Here is a 15,616-nt window from a genome sequence, read left to right as displayed (position 1 = left end):
CCAACGACGGGAGGCATCGATGGCAGACGACAGCGTTCCAGCACCTTCACCTTCTGGCTACCCCTATGTGGCGGGCCAGATCATACTCTACGGAATAGACCTGAATGACGACAATCAAGTTGCCACCTTGGACGTTGGGCTTCCGGGTCGAACGGCACTGCTATTGAGGCTGGGAGGTCCAACGAAGATAACCGGATCGACCGTGCTCGCCTATGGCTACGCCTTCGACGGTCACTGCTATCGGTTCGACTCCATCCGGATCTTTATTATCACAGGTCCCAATGCTGAAGCCGCAGTGGGTTGTGGCTTCGATAGAATACCGGGCTACCAGATGTGGCGCATCGGCAGTGCCGAGCAGATCCTGGAGATCTCGACAGCCCTGGGTGACGCGAAAACATTGATTCTGGATTCGCAGCTACCGGGTAAAAGATCGCCCAGCTCCTACGCCATCACCCTTAGAATGGCCCATCGCAATGGTCGCCTCAGCAACGACTAGCTCGATCTAACGAGGAGGAGCAGCCATGCCATATAGAGTGAAAGTTCACTTCGAAGAACAATACACAGAGCTCACGGTGAGCAACGGGCATTATCCGTATTCCGACATAGGCGGTAAAAAGCTTGAAAAACTAGATGTGAACCCTGGTGATATGTATGAAATATCCGTGCCGCTCATCAGCGGCGCAGGTACGATCGTCGTCAGTGCGACAGATGGCGCTGCCCAGCTTCGCTTCAGATACGCTATCCCCGATGATTGTGATGACTACGGGAACATCGAAGTCCCCAAGACAGAAGCCGCATCGCAAAGCGATGTCGACAAGCTTACCGAAGAGATCCAGGCGATAAAGCAGCAGATCGCAGCTCCAAGGGAGTGAATTGGAACCGATATGCGGCACTCCCGGGAGGTACAGAGCGTGACGACATCCCCTTCACAATCGCAGTAAATAGATCGTCGTCGCGCTTTCAATCGCGTCAGCATGCCTCACGGTGCAACCGTTTTCTTCCCGCCTACTGCGCGGCTGCCTTTACGGTGCCGCCCTGCAGATCCGCCTCGTCCGCAACGATGGCGGCGGCCTCGTCGAGCAGGATGTCCTTGGCCTTCTTGCGAGCATTTTCCATGGCGATATCGGCGCTCAGGCTGCGCTCGTCCGCCTGCAGGCCGTCGTCTCCGGTGAGGTTTTCGCCATCGCCGGCTTCGGCCCGCGCCTTGAAACGGGCCTCACGAGCCGCCGCTTCCTTGCGGCGTTCGGCTTCATTCAGGGAGACGACGCCTTTCTCGCGCTGCGCCTTCAGATCCGCAATATCCTGCAGCAGGCGCTGGAAGTCCTGATCGTCTTTGACCCGCGCCTCGTGGCGGCCCTGCAAGGCCGGCAGCAATGCCGTGATATCGCCTTCGGGCTTATATTTCGCCGGCTTGATCTCCGCCCATGGCAGGGCATTGTCAAAGCTGGTCTCGCCGAAGCTCGCGGGATCAGACAGTCCGGGCAGGCTGATATCAGGGGTGACTCCGCGCAGCTGCGTCGTGCCGCCATTGACCCGGAAAAACTGGGCGATCGTCACCTTCAGCTCCCCGTATTCGGGTTTGCTGTTGCGGACGATCTGGTCGAGATCGACGACGGTCTGAACCGTGCCCTTGCCGAAGCTGGGTTCGCCGATGATCACGCCGCGCCCGTAATCCTGGATCGCCGCGGCAAAAATCTCCGAAGCCGAGGCCGAGCCGCGATTGATCAGGACGCCCATCGGGCCTGTCCAGGCGGGTTTTCCAAGGTCGGCGCTCCTGACGTCGATCTTGCCGTTGCCGGCGCGCTGCTGAACGACCGGGCCCTTGCCGATGAAGAGGCCGGTGAGATCAATCGCCTCCTCCAGCGAACCGCCGCCATTGTTGCGCAGGTCGATGAGAACGCCGTCGACCTGTTCCTGGTTCAGCTCGGCAAGAAGCTTGGCGACATCGCGGCTGGCGCTCTTGTAATCCTTGTCGCCCTTGTTCTTGGCTTCGAAATCCTCGTAGAAGACCGGTAGGGTGATAATGCCGATCCTGCGCGTGGCCTCGCCCGCCTTGACCGAAAGCACTGTCTTCCTCGCCGCCTGTTTATCGAGGCTGATCTTGTCGCGCACCAGGCTGATGACGCGATGCACGCCATCGGCGCCGGCATCGGCAGGCAGGATGTCGAGGCGCACGATGGAGCCTTTCTTGCCGCGGATCATCTGCACGACTTCATCGAGGCGGGTGCCCACCACTTCCTTGATCGGCCCGTCCTTGCCCTGGCCGACGCCGGTAATGCGGTCGCCGACGGCGAGCTTGCCGGAGAGCTGCGCCGGCCCGCCGGGCACGAGCTCGCGGATCGTCGTGTAATCGTCGCGCTCCTGCAGCACCGCGCCGATGCCGAACAGCGACAGCTTCATCGACACATTGAAGTCGGCAGAGGCGGCCGCGCCGAAATAATCGGTGTGCGGGTCGGTCGACGTCGCATAGGCATCCATGAAGGACTGGAACACGTCGTCGCTCTTGAATTTGTAGGCGCGCTCGAGCGTGTTTTCATAGCGTTTGTCGAGCGTTTCGCGAATGGCCGCGTCGTCCTTGCCGCCGAGCTTCAAGCGCAGCCAATCGTTCTTGACGCGCTTTCGCCAGAGATCATCGCTCTCGGCTTTCGACTGCGGCCAGGGGGCCTTTTCGCGCAGCACCGCATAATCTTCCTTGCCGCTGAAATCGAAGCCCTGCTTCAGCAGGCTGCGCGCATAGGTCATGCGGTCGACCACGCGCTGCTGATAGGCGTTGAACATCGCAAACGCGATCTTCAAGTCCTGCCGCTCGATGGCATCGTCGATCTCGCTGCGGTCGGCCATGAACTTGTCGATGTCGGCCTGCAGGAAGAGCATGCGGTCGGGATCGAGCGACTTGATGAACTGATCCATGACCCTCGCCGACAGGGCGTCGTCGAGCGGGACCGGCTTGTAGCTGTATCGCGAGAGAAACTGCGCGCTCAACTCGGCGGCCTGCGCCTGCCGCGCCAGAGGCTTCAAGACAGGCGGCGCTGCGACCTCAGCATAGGCGGACTGTGCAATTGCAAGAAATGCACCGATAAGAAAACAGGCTATGCGCATCGAACGAGAATCCAATTCTTATGCCGAAGTGTCGTTAGAGTGATTTAAGTGGGGCAATTGTGGTTTTTTGGCAACCGGCCGGCAAATGGGATGGCCGGTAAAGCCGGGGAAAACGCTCCGGCACCAATTTTGGGACGCCGGGGATCGCCTGCACCAGCGCGCTTACAAAGTTTGGGTTGACCGCTTTCGACGGCGAGGCGACAGTTGCAGCTGCAGCAAGGCAGGAGGAAAGACGATGGACGAACCGGACCGCTGGCGCCCCATGGCAAGCGCACCGAGAGACGGCAGCCGGATCCTGGTGACGATCCGCGCCTCCGAACAGGGGCCGGCGGAAGTCGACCTCGCCTATTGGTCGCATGGCGATCAGTTCGCCGGAGAAGGCTGGCGCGCGTCCGATTCCTCGCCGGGCCACATCATCGAATATGCCGAGCCGGAGTTGAAGTGCTGGATGCCGATGCCCTCGGCCAACCGCACCTCGATGCCCTCGCCCTGGGAAGGCGACGACGAGCAGCTCGACGGCTCGGGGATTTGAAGACAGCCAGATAGTCTACTATTTCCTGGCGCCCGACAGGATAGGAACGGCAGGTGGAGGGAGGTTCAGTCGAAAAACCCCGCATCCTCTTCCATCAGATATTTCCTGGCCCCTTCGGCGTCTATGTCGAGCCCCAGCCCCGGCGCTTCCAGCAGGTCGATCATGCTGTCCTTGACGATCTGCGACGGCAGGCCGATGACAAGATCCTCCCACCACGGGTCGGACGCAGTGGGATATTCGAAAGCGATGTAATTCGCCGGCAACGTGGCGCAGACGTTGATCAACGCGCCGAGGCCGAGCAGCCCATTAGCCGTGCCGTGCGGTGCCATCAGGATCGAGTGCATGTAAGCGTGCTCAGCCACCCATTTAAGCTCGGCAATCCCGCCAATGTCGGCTGGGTCGGGGCCGATGACGCGGACCGCCTGCGTCTCGATCAATTCCTTGAAATTGTGCCTGAGGTAGATCTGCTCACCGGTATGGATCGGGGTCGAGGTGGAGGTCGTCAGCTCCCGATAAGCCTGCGGGTTGACCCACGGCACGTAGTCTCCTGTCAGCATGTCCTCGAGCCACATCAAATTGTACTTCTCCACCGCGCGAGCAAATCTGATCGCATCGGGCAGCATCCAGCCCGGGCCGCAGTCGAGCGCCAGGCTGACTTTGTCGCCCAGCACTTCCTTCATCGCGATCACGCAGTCGAGCATATGGTTGAAGCCGCGCTCGCTGATCACGCCCTGGTCCATGGCACCGTGATAACCGGCCTTCTTCTGCGTCACACCGTAGTGGAAGTCCTCAATGCTGTCCTTCATGTTGGAGTGGAACGAGATTCCTTGCTTGATCATGAAGAAGTTCTGGGGCTGCTCCATCATCCACTTGACGTCAGCGGCGTAGTCTTCCGGCCGATCGCCAGTGCGTTTCTGGCGAACCGAGCCGTTGTAGACGCGCACTTTGTCCCGCACCTTGCCGCCGAGCAGTTTATAGACGGGCACGCCGGCGGCCTTGCCGGCTATATCCCAAAGCGCATGCTCGATCGCGCTCACCGCCGCACCGTACGGCTTGAAGGAGCCGCGCTGGCGGATTTTCAGCATTACTCTTTCGACGTCGGTCGGGTCCTCGCCGATCAGCGCCTCACGAAAATGCAGCACAAAAGGCTTGAGGTATGACTTGGTGAATTCGACTTCGCCCAGGCCATAGAGGCCCTCGTCCGTGATGATCCGGACAATCGGGTGTCTGCCGATAACGGCACAGCGGAGATCGGTGATCTTCATCTTCTTTCGTTGCCTCAGCTCCAGGTGCGATCCCAGGAATACTCATCGTCCCAGTGATCCGTAGGTTGCCAGATGCCGGCGACGCCCGGCTGCAGATGCTCTGAGATCACCTCGTCGACGACATCGTCGATGCCAAGGCCCGGCTTGTCCGAAACAGTGATGAAGCCGTTTTTTACCAGCGGCTTGGGAAGGCCGGTGACGATATCGTCCCACCAGTCGACATCGGCGGAATGGTATTCGAGCGCCATGAAATTTTCGGTCGCGGTCGCGACATGTGCGGCCGCCATCGCGGCGATCGGGCTTTCTGCCATGTGGATGGCCATGGCGACACCTCGGTCCTGCGCCATGTCGCCGATCTTCTTGGTCTCGAGGATACCTCCACTGGAGAGCAGGTCAGGGTGGATAACGGAGACACCGCCGCTGTTCAGCAGCGGCTCGAAGCCCTCCTTAAGGTATATATCCTCGCCGGTGCAGATCGGCACCGTGGTGGCGTCCTGGAGTTGTCGGTATTGCTCGGTATACTGCCATGGGATCACATCCTCGAGCCAGGCCGGCACATATTTCTCGATTCGCCTGGCAAGGCGGATGCCATTCTGCATCGAGATATGGCCGATATGATCGATCGCCAGCGGCACATCCATGCCGATGACCTCGCGGACTTCGGCGATGTATTGCTCGAGCAGATCGAGGCCTTTGTCCGAAAAGTGCAGGCCGGTAAACGGGTGCGGGACGTTATGCAGATCGTATGAAGCGTTGCGCATACGCCGCTCTTCCATGGTCTTCAGCGGCCCCCGAAGGGGACTGCTTCGATACCCTTCCAGTGAACCGGCAGGGAAGACGACCGCACCGGGCACATCAGCGATCTGCATCAGACCCAGATCCATCTTGAGGAAGGTGAAGCCGAGCTCCATGCGCTGCTTGAGGCGCCTTCCGGTTGCGGTGCCGCTCGCCACCGCGGCGTCGGTATCGCAATAGAGGCGCACTTTCTCCCGAAAACGGCCGCCAAGCATCTGGTAGATAGGAACGCCGTAGGCTTTTCCGGCAAGGTCCCACAAGGCGATTTCAACCGCCGATACGCCGCCACCTTGCCGGCCGTGGCCACCGAACTGCTTGATCCGGCGAAACAGGCGGTCGATGTCGCAAGGATTTTCACCAAGCAACCGGCTCTTCAGCATCAGCGCGTAGGTGGCGCTGGCGCCGTCGCGCACCTCGCCCAGCCCGACGATGCCCTGGTTCGTGTAAATCTTGAGCAGCACTGAGGCGAACGGCGCTCCGGTAATTTCGGCTACCCGCATGTCGGTGATGCGAAGGTCTGAGGGCTTGGAATGCGTGTTCACCCGATTGAGCGCCTCGTCGGCTGAATATGCCTCTGGCATGACTTTTCCTCGTTCTGGTGGGGAGCCCATCGCCGCGTACGCTGGGGCGGCCGAGAGCGGTGTTGGCTAGTCGAGTTCTATCTCGTGGTTTTGAAGATATTCGCGGTTCATCTCAACGCCGAGACCAGGCTTGGGCGTAAGCGTGAGGTTGCCGTTGGAAACATCGAGTGGTGTGTCGATCAAGTGATCGTATTTGCCGAGGTTCCACTCTGACGTTTCAAGCTTGTAGAAATTCGGAACGGTCATCATCACCTGCGCTCCGGCAACCACGTTGATCGGCCCTGCGGCGTCATGCGGCGAGACGGGAATGTAGTAGGCTTCGCACAGGGCAGAAATCTTCTTGAGTTCAGTAATGCCGCCGGTCCAGGTGACATCAGGCATGATGTAGTCGGCGAGCCTTTTTTCGAGCACCGGCACGAAATCCCATTTCGTGTGGCCGCGCTCGCCCCACGAGATAGGGGCGCTGACCTTCTCGCGGACCTGTCTGAGAGCGTTGAGGCTCTCGGGCGGACAGGGCTCCTCGAACCAGTCGATCTGACCGGCTTCCTCGAGACTGCGGCAAAGGCGAATGGCGGTGGGAACGTCGAACCGGCCATGCGCATCGATGAGGATGTCGACATCAGGGCCCGCCGTTTCGCGGATCAGAGCAGTGAGTTCGGCGGCCTCACGCTCATCCCTGCGCGTCATGCTGCCATCGAGGTAGCCATTTCGTTGTTCGCGAGGCTGTCCATCGGCGGCGCTGCCCTGGTACGGGAAAGGATCGAATTTGAGCGCCGTGTGGCCGGACTCGACGATGTCTCGAATTTCCCTTACCACCGCCTCCTTGCTGGTAAACTTGGCCTGGTTGGGATGGGTGTAGAGGGCAATTTGGTCGCGTACCGGTCCGCCCAAGAGCTCATATATCGGCTTGCCGAGGACTTTGCCCCGGATGTCCCAGAGGGCTATGTCGATGGCGCTTACGCATTCGACGGCGGCGCCGCGGCTGCCCATGTAGGTGAAGCTACGGAAAACCTTGTGCCAAAGATACTCGATGCGCGCCGGGTCCTCGCCCATCAAAGCGGCGCCGATCTGCCGCAAGATTGTGCAGAGGGCCCGATTGGCAAGCCTTGTCGTGGTGGTGATCTCTCCCCAACCGCTCACCCCTTCGTCGGTCGTGACTTCGACAAACAGAAACTCTCCCCAATAAGATGCATCCGATCTGATGAGCCACGGCCGAACGTTGGTGATTTTCATCTCAACTGCCTCTACCTGAATTGTTCGCGGTAACGTTATTCATGACGGATATTCTATCCTGCGCGAGCGGCGTTGCGGGCACGCATGTGTTCGAGGATGTGCCGGCCTGAGCCCTCGACGTGGCTTGCAATAAGTTCGGCGGCCTCGTTCGCCCTTCCGGCTTTGACATGCGCGATAAGTTCGCGATGCTCGCTCAGGATCGCTGCACGCCGGGCAAGCGTGAAATCGAAGCGGCGGCTCACGGCTCGAAGCACTTCGCGATGCTTCCACCAAAGCTCGGCAGCATGACGGTTGTAGTGCTTCCGGTACATGACGGTATGAAAGGCGGTATCCAGTTCGCTGTGTCTTACCGTGTCGGTAAAGTTGTTCTCTTCAATGAGGCCTTGGATTCGTTCGAGTTCAGCGATGTCCTCCACCGTGGCCATATTCACGAACCAGCGCGTCAACGACGGCTCGATCAAAACGCCGATCTCGTAGATATCCCGAACAAAGTCCTGATCGATGGGCCGGACGCGCGCTCCGCGGTTGGGAACAAAGGTGACAAAACCCTCTCCGCGCAAAAGTTGCAAAGCCTCCCGCACGGGGTTGGTCGAGGTGCCGTGGCGCCGGGCGAGATCGGTGATGACGAGCCGCTCGTTGGCCGCGAGCCGCCCTTCGATGATGTCGTCCCTGATCAGTTGGTAAACAGACGCGCCCTCGCTCGAGGCCCCTGTAGCGTCGATCCCCTCGGGGGCTGTGCTTTGAATTCGCTTGTTTCGGCCAAGACTGTCCCCAATCCATACATGCATTCATCGGATATCATGCGAAACTTCCCAAAACAATGTACGATTTCTCCAGTTGACAGACAATCTTCGACATGAAAATGTATGATAAGGTCGAAGGGATACATTAGGTGGGAGAATCCCACGGCCTGGGAGCAAGACCGCTCGCCTCGATGCAGAGCGGCTTGGAGAAAACCTGGGAGGATCCCTATGACGAGTCTTTCACTCGGCGGTGTCGTCGTGCGCGGCACCGTATCCACTGCTTTGATGGTATCGTTGATGTCCGTGCCTGCGCTCAGCGCGCCGGTCGACTTGAGCCAATGGTCACCGCAATATGTGCGCTCCATCGCCGGCACGCAGGAGTTCGACACGGCGGCCGATTGCGGTAAGGTCACCCCCCTCGACTATAAGGGGCGGCTGACATTCTGGTATCAGGGCGTGTTCGAGGGCGACCCCGACCTCCTGCGCCAGTATTATAAGGAGTTCTTCGAGAACTTCCGCAAAACCTACCCAAACATCCAGCTTGAGGAACAAGCTCTCACCTATAACGACCTGCTGGACAAGTTCCGGACCGCGCTCCTTGGCAATGCAGCGCCCATGGCGGTCCGCCTGCAAATCCTGGGCGGCACCGAGTTCGCCGCAAAGGGCTATCTCGAGCCGCTCAAGCCCGAAGATGTCGGGTATTCGACCGAGGATTTCTGGCCGGGCGCCATGAAGGCCGTAACCTGGGAAGGGGTAACTTACGGCATCCCGACCAACAACGAGACGATGGCGTTCATCTGGAACGCCGACATCTTCAAGCGTGCAGGCCTCGATCCCGACAAGGCTCCGGCGACCTGGGACGACGTCGTCAAGTATTCCAAGCAGATCCACGACAAGCTTGGCGTTGCCGGTTACGGCCTCGTGGCTCGCAAGAATGCCGGCAATACGCCGTACCGCTTCATGCCGCAGCTCTGGGCCTATGGCGGCGGCGTCTTCGACGAAGCGACCGCCAACCCAACCTATAAAGAAGTCCAGCTCAATAGCCCGCAGAGCAAGGCGGCATTGCAGGCCTCCTACGATATGTATGTTCGCGACAAGTCGGTTCCGGTTTCGGCGCTCACCAACCAGCAGGCCGACAACCAGCCCCTCTTCCTCGCTGGCCAGCTCGGCATGATGATCTCGCACCCGTCCGACTACAACGTCATGCTCGACCTGCAGAAGAAGACGACGGGCAGCGACAAGGAAAAAGCGCAGACCGTCATCGACAACATGCGCTACGGCCTCATTCCGACCGGCCCCGATGGCAAGCGTGCCGTCGTGTTTGGCGGCTCCAACATCCACATCCTGAAGCCCGAATATGTCGAGGGCGGCAAGGTCGACGAGCCGGCTGCAAAGGCTATCATCTGCATGTGGACGAGCCCCGAATGGTCGCTGAAGATGGCCTACGCCGGCTCAAACCCGGGCAACCTTAACGGCTTCAAGACCAAATGGATGAAGGAACGTCTGGACAGTATCAAGTTCCTTGATGTCACAACATCGATGCTGCCTTACGGAATCCCGTTCCCGGCGCTGCCACAGTCCCCCGAGATCATGAACATCATCGTCCCCGATATGCTGCAGAATGCCCTGACCGGAGCCATGACCGTCGACCAGGCAGCGGACGACGCGGCCAAGAAGGTCAAAGACCTGATGGACGGCGGACTCTAGTCCAAGCCTGACGATCTGACCGGCTGCACCTCGATTGCAGCCGGTTTGTTCCGAAGAATAAGGGCACCGCACAGTGACGATCTTGACTGGCAAGGCCGATGCTCGGCGAAGACTGCAACCCGATCGGGCCGGCGCGCTGCGAAAGATTTGGGAGCATCGCGCTGACTACGCGTACGTGCTGCCTTCGCTCGCCGTAATGCTCATCGTCATTGCCTACCCGATCTACTACACGATCGAGCTGTCGTTCTTTAATACACCGCCCGCCTTGCAGCTCCGGGACAAAATCTTCGTCGGTTTCGACAACTACATCGCCATCCTCACAAGTCCGGTGTTCTGGACGGTTACCTCGAACACTCTCATCTGGACACTGGCATCCACTTTGATCGCATTTGTCCTGGGATTTGCCTGCGCACTGGCGCTTAACCGTGACTTTGTCGGCCGCGGCGTCCTGCGCGCCGTCCTCATCATTCCCTGGGTCATCAGCGCGGTCGCCGCGTCCTATATCTGGAAGTGGATCTACCATTCGGACTTTGGAATAATCGGCGCGGTGCTGGTCGGCCTCGGATGGGCCGACCGGCCGCCGAATTTCATCGACAGCGTCAGCACAGTGCTGCCCTCTCTGATCGTCGTCAATATTTGGCGCGAGTTTCCCTTTGCAATGATCATGATGATGGCTGGCCTGCAGACGGTTCCCGACCAGTTGCTGCGCGCCGCAAAAGTCGACGGAGCCAATGCATGGCAGCGATTCTGGCACGTCACATTTCCGCACTTGAGAAATGTCTCGACGGTGACGATCCTTCTGCTGGCAGTTGCCAACTTCAATTCTTTCATCATCCCCTGGATCATGACCGGCGGCGGACCGTCGAACGCATCGCATATCTGGATCACCCACATTTATGAACTCGCCTTCGGCCGCCAGCGCTGGGGGGTGGCATCGGCCTATTCGGTGCTGCTGTTCTTGATCCTGATGTCGCTCGGTTACTTCTACGTCCGTGCACTGAGCGGCAACGAGCAGAAGGATGGGAGCAAATGAGCATAATTGCCGAGACTACTCATCGGCCCCTGACCCATCGCCGTATGCGCATCGATGGGTGGCGGTGGGGCGGACGTATATTCCTTGTATTCATGCTGCTTTACACCGCATTACCGATGATCTGGATGCTGAGCACCTCGATCAAGTCCGGCTTCGCGGCCATGCAATTTCCGCCGCAATGGTGGCCGGACCAACCCACCCTCGCCAGCTACCAGAAGCTGCTCGATCCGCAAAACAGCGTCGGCCAGGACTTCTTGCGCTTCTTCTGGAACAGCCTTTTCGTGTCCACCGCCACGACCATCCTTTCAGTGATCGTGGCGGTTCCTGCGGCCTACGCGTTTTCGCGCTTCACCTTCCCGGGCCGGAACTTTCTGTTCTTCTCCGTCTTGCTTCGCAACATGTTCCCGGCAGTGATCTTTCTCGTGCCGCTCTTCATCCTGATGCGCGCGATCGGGCTCGTGAACACGCACGGATCGCTTGTCCTCACCTACCTCACATTCGGCCTGCCGCTGGCAATCTGGCTCCTCAAGGGATTCTACGACAACATCCCGGTGCAACTCGAGCAGGCGGCGCGCATCGACGGGGCGACGCGGTTCCAGGCCTTTGTCCGGATTGTGATGCCGCTCTCGGCGCCAGGAATCATCGCCACGGCAATCTATTCCTTCATCGGCGCGTGGAACGAGTACATCTACGCCTACACCTTCCTCTCCAAGAACGAGCAGCTGACTCTGCCGGTCGGCATCCAGCGCTTCTTTTCGGAAAATACAACGGACTTTCCGGGCCTGATGGCGGCCAGCTTCATGATGAGCGTGCCCGTCGTCGTCCTGTTCCTCGTCCTACAACGATACTTCGTACGCGCCCTCACCGAAGGCGCAGTCAAGCACTAGGGGAGTTGCCGGTGGCCCACGTGGTCCTCAAAGATCTGGTCAAGACCTATGGCAGCTTCAAAGCTGTCAACAAAGTTTCGCTGACGGTCAACGACGGCGAATTCGTTGCGCTCGTCGGCCCTTCAGGCTGTGGCAAGACAACCACGCTCAATCTTGTAGCGGGGCTCATCCCCATCACATCTGGCGACATCGTCATCGGCGACCGGGTGGTCAATGACCTCGACCCCAAGGACCGCGACATCGCAATGGTGTTCCAGAACTACGCGCTCTATCCGCAGAAATCGGTCTACAAAAATCTGGCGTTCCCGCTGCAGATGCGCAAATTGCCAAGGGACGAGATCGACAAGAAAGTCAAGGAAGCAGCGCGAGTGCTCGACATGACGCAGCTGCTCGAGCGCAAGCCGCGCGAACTTTCGGGCGGGCAACAGCAGCGCGTGGCGCTGGGCCGTGCCCTCGTTCGCGATCCGGCGGTATTCCTGATGGATGAACCGCTGTCCAACCTCGACGCAAAGTTGCGCGTGCAGATGCGGTCGGAGATCAAGCGTTTTCACCAGGACCTCAAGGCGACGATCATCTACGTGACGCACGACCAGCTCGAAGCGGTTACCATGGCCGACAGGATGGCGGTGATGAACGGCGGCTACCTGCAGCAATACGATTCACCGGCGCAGATCTTTGCCCATCCGGTGAACATGTTCGTCGCCAGCTTCGTCGGCAGCCCGGCGATGAGCCTTATCCCGCTGGAGGCATCAACGGCAAACGGCAACACCGTGTTGACCAGTGCGGAGGGCTGGCGCCTCGATCTTTCGCCAACCAACGCCCGGAAGGTCGACAGGGCAACAACCAGGAAAGTCGTGCTCGGCGCACGTCACTCGACGATCAAGCTGCACAAGAGTGCGGTGCCTGGAAGCATCCCTGCCAAGGCCTACACAGTGGAGCCGACCGGAGACGTCACCTTCGTACAGGCGTTCCTGTCCGGCGCCCTCGTCAATGTCAGCGTACCGCCGACAATCGCCGTCGCGCCCGACGAACAGATTTGGCTCGAGTTCGATCAGGAGCGGATGCATCTGTTCGACGGCGAAACAGAAATGGCGCTGAAGGCCAACTGAGACAAAGCGGATGCGTGCGAAACGAGGGCGTGGATGACGAAGCTTAAAATCACGGCGATCAAGTCCTATCCTGTATGGGTCGGAACGCGCAACCAGATGCTGGTCAAGGTGGAGACCGACGACGGCATCTTCGGTTGGGGCGAGAGCGGTTTGAGCGGTCGCGAGAAGGCCGTGGCCGGGGCGATCGAGCATTTTCGCGAATTTCTCATCGGCCGCGACGCGATGCAGATTGGTCGGATTTGGCAGGAAATTTATCGCAGCCAGTACTTCGAAGGCGGGCGCGTTCTGCAGGCGGCGATTTCGGCCATCGACATTGCCCTTCACGACATCAAGGGCAAGGCGCTGGGGGTTCCGGCGTACGAACTGCTGGGCGGCAAGCAGCGCGACCGCATTCCTACCTTCGCCTCGACCGGCGACGAGGCGGAGGGCGAGGTCGCCATCGAACGCGCCCGCGAACTCCGAGCACAAGGGTGGCAGGCGATCCGCTTCTTCCCCATCGGGCAAAACAGCAAGGACATCTTTGAGCCGCGGGAGTCGATCGGCGCTACCGCAGCGATGCTGAACAAGGCGCGCGAGGCAATGGGCGACGACGTCGTCCTCGGCATCGATTATCATCATCGCCTGTCGGTGGCAGAGGCGGCGAGCTTCTGCAACAAGCTCGGCCGTGGCGTGCTTGATTTCCTCGAGGAGCCGATACGAGACGAGACACCAGAGGCCTACGAATCCCTGCGCACGATGACCGACATCCCGTTCGCGATCGGCGAGGAATTTGCCAGCAAGTGGCAATTCCTGCCTTACATCGAGCGAGGCATCCATCAGTTCAACCGGCTCGATGTTTGCAATGTGGGCGGGCTCACCGAAGCGATGAAGGTCGCTGGTTGGAGCGAGGCGCACTACGTGGACCTGATGCCGCACAATCCCCTCGGCCCCGTCTGCACGGCCGCGACCATTCATCTCGCCGCAGCGGTACCGAATTTCGCCTGGCTCGAGACCAGGTCGCCCGAAGCAAAGCTAGGCTTCGACAATTTCGAATTCTTCCCCGTGCAACCACGGCTCGACGGCCCCGAATATCCGGTCAGCCATCTGCCGGGGCTTGGCGTCGAGGTCAACGAAGAGGCCGTCAAGGCTGAGAGTTTTCGTTTCTGGGAAGCGCCTCACCTGAAGCGCCGCGACGGTTCTGTCACTAACTGGTAGTTTCATCCACCGGAGCCTAAAATGACGCATACGCCCGATATTACGCGACCGCCGAGAGACTTGATCGACGCACTGAAGGAGATCGGCGCCGCGACCATTGCCGGTACGCTCGGCCACATGGGCTTCCGCAATCCGCATATGCTCGGCCCTGTATCGCAGAGCCGCGGGAAGTCGATCGTCGGCCCGGCCCTGACGCTTCAGTTCCTGCCGCAGCGGCCGGACCTTTTCACCGAGGGAGAATATGCAGATCCGGAGACGCAGTTGCACCGGCACGTGCTTTATCACGTGCAGGAGGGGGATGTGGTCGTGGTCGACGCGCGCGGCGACATGAGCTCGGGCGTCTTTGGCGATATGATGTCGACGTATTTCAAGGGCAGAGGCGGCGCTGGAATCGTGATCGATGGGTGCATGCGCGATCGGCCCAATGTCGAAAAGCTCGATCTCGCGCTCTGGCTACGCGGCTGGACGCCCAACTACCATGTCCAGACGAGCATCTATCCGAACGCCGTCAACGTTCCGATTGCCTGCGGAGGTGTCACCGTTATACCCGGAGACATCATCGTCGCCGACGATGACGGGGTGGTGGTGCTTCCGGTCGCTATGGCCCCGATGGTAATCGAAGAATCCCAAAAGCATCACGATTGGGAGGAGTTTTCTCGGGCGAAGCTTATGGAGGGCGGGTCGCTGCAGCGCTACTACCCGCTTCATGACGATGCCCGCGCAGAGTACGAAGAGTGGCGCAAAACAAACCGCTTAGGCACAGCTTAGCCGATGGATTGCCCCAGGTGGACGGCGAACGTTCTGGAACAGCGCCGGATGAGCCGATGTCACCTAACGGATTCCAGCTGTCGTCGCAGCGTGGGCTCGCCTACATCTACCGAACGAACGGCGAAGGGATAGGCAAGAAACTTTTGAAAGAAGGCTTCGCGCGCACCTAGAGCCCCGAAGCAGCGAAACGACTGATGTCACTAAGTGGAACCACGGGCAGCCTTGTTTGTCCGCCATCGTACGGGAACTGCATTGGTACAATCAGGTTATTTAACCGGATCGCGGGAGAAAGACAGTAATTTTCGATCGCTGGCTGCCTTCCTCCTGGCGATCCACCCCTGCCAGAGTTGGGTCGTGCGGAGGCAATTTCTCGGTCCGCTCCCAAGCGACAATCGCGCGACCCTCCTCGGCAACGGCACTCAGCCGCGGTGGATGGACACCATCACGCCGGCCTCTCAAAAACATCAGTCGAACCAACGGGGAAGATCGGGGCCAACTTGCTCACGGAAGGCTTCGCTCGAGCGTGTCCTTACCAAAACGAATGCCGGCAAAGTCCCGGCCGCGGCGTGCTCGTTTCGATCAGCTTCTGATGGCGATGCGTTTGACCTGTGACTGCGCCTTTCGGTCTTAGGCAGAGTGACGGTGAGAACGCCGTTTCTGCAGGATCGAT

At 59.6% G+C, this 15,616-nt stretch carries 13 protein-coding genes and 2 pseudogenes; 9 read left to right on the top strand and 6 right to left on the bottom strand.

Features of this window, described 5'->3' with window-relative positions; translation table 11 throughout:
* Positions 1–19 precede the first annotated feature (19 nt).
* Together J2J98_RS24540 and J2J98_RS24535 are read left to right on the top strand one after the other, a co-directional pair.
* A complete protein-coding gene (locus J2J98_RS24540; RefSeq protein WP_064707271.1) occupies positions 20–496 on the top strand; it encodes a hypothetical protein in 477 nt (158 codons plus the stop codon).
* Positions 497–521: 25 nt separating this feature from the next.
* Positions 522–872 (top strand): hypothetical protein, encoded by a 351-nt coding sequence (locus tag J2J98_RS24535; protein WP_207603719.1) that lies wholly within the window; start codon positions 522–524, stop codon positions 870–872.
* Between the two features lie 133 nt (positions 873–1,005).
* Here J2J98_RS24535 and J2J98_RS24530 read toward each other — a convergent pair whose 3' ends face one another.
* Positions 1,006–3,099, bottom strand: a complete 2,094-nt coding sequence (locus J2J98_RS24530; protein ID WP_207603718.1) for a carboxy terminal-processing peptidase — start codon at positions 3,097–3,099, stop codon at positions 1,006–1,008.
* A gap of 235 nt (positions 3,100–3,334) precedes the next feature.
* Here J2J98_RS24530 and J2J98_RS24525 point away from each other — a divergent pair, with 235 nt between their 5' ends.
* Positions 3,335–3,631, top strand: a complete 297-nt coding sequence (locus J2J98_RS24525; RefSeq protein ID WP_138396095.1) for a hypothetical protein — start codon at positions 3,335–3,337, stop codon at positions 3,629–3,631.
* Between the two features lie 65 nt (positions 3,632–3,696).
* Here the strand turns inward: J2J98_RS24525 and J2J98_RS24520 are convergent, their stop codons facing one another.
* The 4 genes and pseudogenes from J2J98_RS24520 to J2J98_RS24505 all read right to left on the bottom strand — a co-directional run bounded on the left by J2J98_RS24520 (position 3,697) and on the right by J2J98_RS24505 (position 8,268).
* A complete protein-coding gene (locus J2J98_RS24520; protein ID WP_207603717.1) occupies positions 3,697–4,896 on the bottom strand; it encodes a mandelate racemase/muconate lactonizing enzyme family protein in 1,200 nt (399 codons plus the stop codon).
* A gap of 14 nt (positions 4,897–4,910) precedes the next feature.
* Positions 4,911–6,272, bottom strand: coding sequence for a mandelate racemase/muconate lactonizing enzyme family protein (locus tag J2J98_RS24515; protein ID WP_207603716.1), 1,362 nt, complete (start codon positions 6,270–6,272; stop codon positions 4,911–4,913).
* A gap of 66 nt (positions 6,273–6,338) precedes the next feature.
* Positions 6,339–7,505 (bottom strand): mandelate racemase/muconate lactonizing enzyme family protein, encoded by a 1,167-nt coding sequence (locus tag J2J98_RS24510; RefSeq protein WP_207603715.1) that lies wholly within the window; start codon positions 7,503–7,505, stop codon positions 6,339–6,341.
* Positions 7,506–7,558: 53 nt separating this feature from the next.
* Positions 7,559–8,268, bottom strand: a pseudogene (locus J2J98_RS24505) (GntR family transcriptional regulator).
* Between the two features lie 208 nt (positions 8,269–8,476).
* On the opposite strand from J2J98_RS24505, the gene J2J98_RS24500 reads away from it, so the two are divergent.
* The 6 genes from J2J98_RS24500 (at position 8,477) to J2J98_RS24475 (ending at position 14,946) form a co-directional block, all read left to right on the top strand.
* Positions 8,477–9,955, top strand: a complete 1,479-nt coding sequence (locus J2J98_RS24500) for an ABC transporter substrate-binding protein (RefSeq protein ID WP_064707278.1) — start codon at positions 8,477–8,479, stop codon at positions 9,953–9,955.
* A 73-nt stretch (positions 9,956–10,028) separates the two neighbouring features.
* Positions 10,029–10,988 (top strand): carbohydrate ABC transporter permease, encoded by a 960-nt coding sequence (locus J2J98_RS24495; protein WP_207603714.1) that lies wholly within the window; start codon positions 10,029–10,031, stop codon positions 10,986–10,988.
* Positions 10,985–11,875 (top strand): carbohydrate ABC transporter permease, encoded by an 891-nt coding sequence (locus tag J2J98_RS24490; RefSeq protein ID WP_207603713.1) that lies wholly within the window; start codon positions 10,985–10,987, stop codon positions 11,873–11,875. The genes J2J98_RS24495 and J2J98_RS24490 overlap by 4 nt, the downstream gene beginning before the upstream one ends.
* An 11-nt stretch (positions 11,876–11,886) precedes the next feature.
* The gene (locus tag J2J98_RS24485; protein WP_207603712.1) at positions 11,887–12,984 is read left to right on the top strand and encodes an ABC transporter ATP-binding protein; all 1,098 of its coding nucleotides are present in this window, start codon (positions 11,887–11,889) and stop codon (positions 12,982–12,984) included.
* 33 nt (positions 12,985–13,017) lie between these two features.
* Entirely contained in the window at positions 13,018–14,178 is a 1,161-nt protein-coding gene (locus J2J98_RS24480; protein ID WP_207603711.1) for a mandelate racemase/muconate lactonizing enzyme family protein, read from the top strand.
* Between the two features lie 21 nt (positions 14,179–14,199).
* On the top strand, positions 14,200–14,946 hold the full coding sequence (locus J2J98_RS24475) for a ribonuclease activity regulator RraA (protein WP_207603710.1): 747 nt from the start codon (positions 14,200–14,202) through the stop codon (positions 14,944–14,946).
* 579 nt (positions 14,947–15,525) lie between these two features.
* Here the strand turns inward: J2J98_RS24475 and J2J98_RS30895 are convergent.
* Positions 15,526–15,605: pseudogene (locus tag J2J98_RS30895) on the bottom strand (Hsp20/alpha crystallin family protein); the annotation flags it as partial.
* Positions 15,606–15,616 lie beyond the last annotated feature (11 nt).

The organism is Rhizobium bangladeshense (assembly GCF_017357245.1).
Classification (GTDB): Bacteria; Pseudomonadota; Alphaproteobacteria; order Rhizobiales; family Rhizobiaceae; genus Rhizobium; species Rhizobium bangladeshense.
The sequence above is the reverse complement of the archived record's forward strand: the minus strand, read 5'-3'. Positions and strand labels throughout refer to the sequence as shown.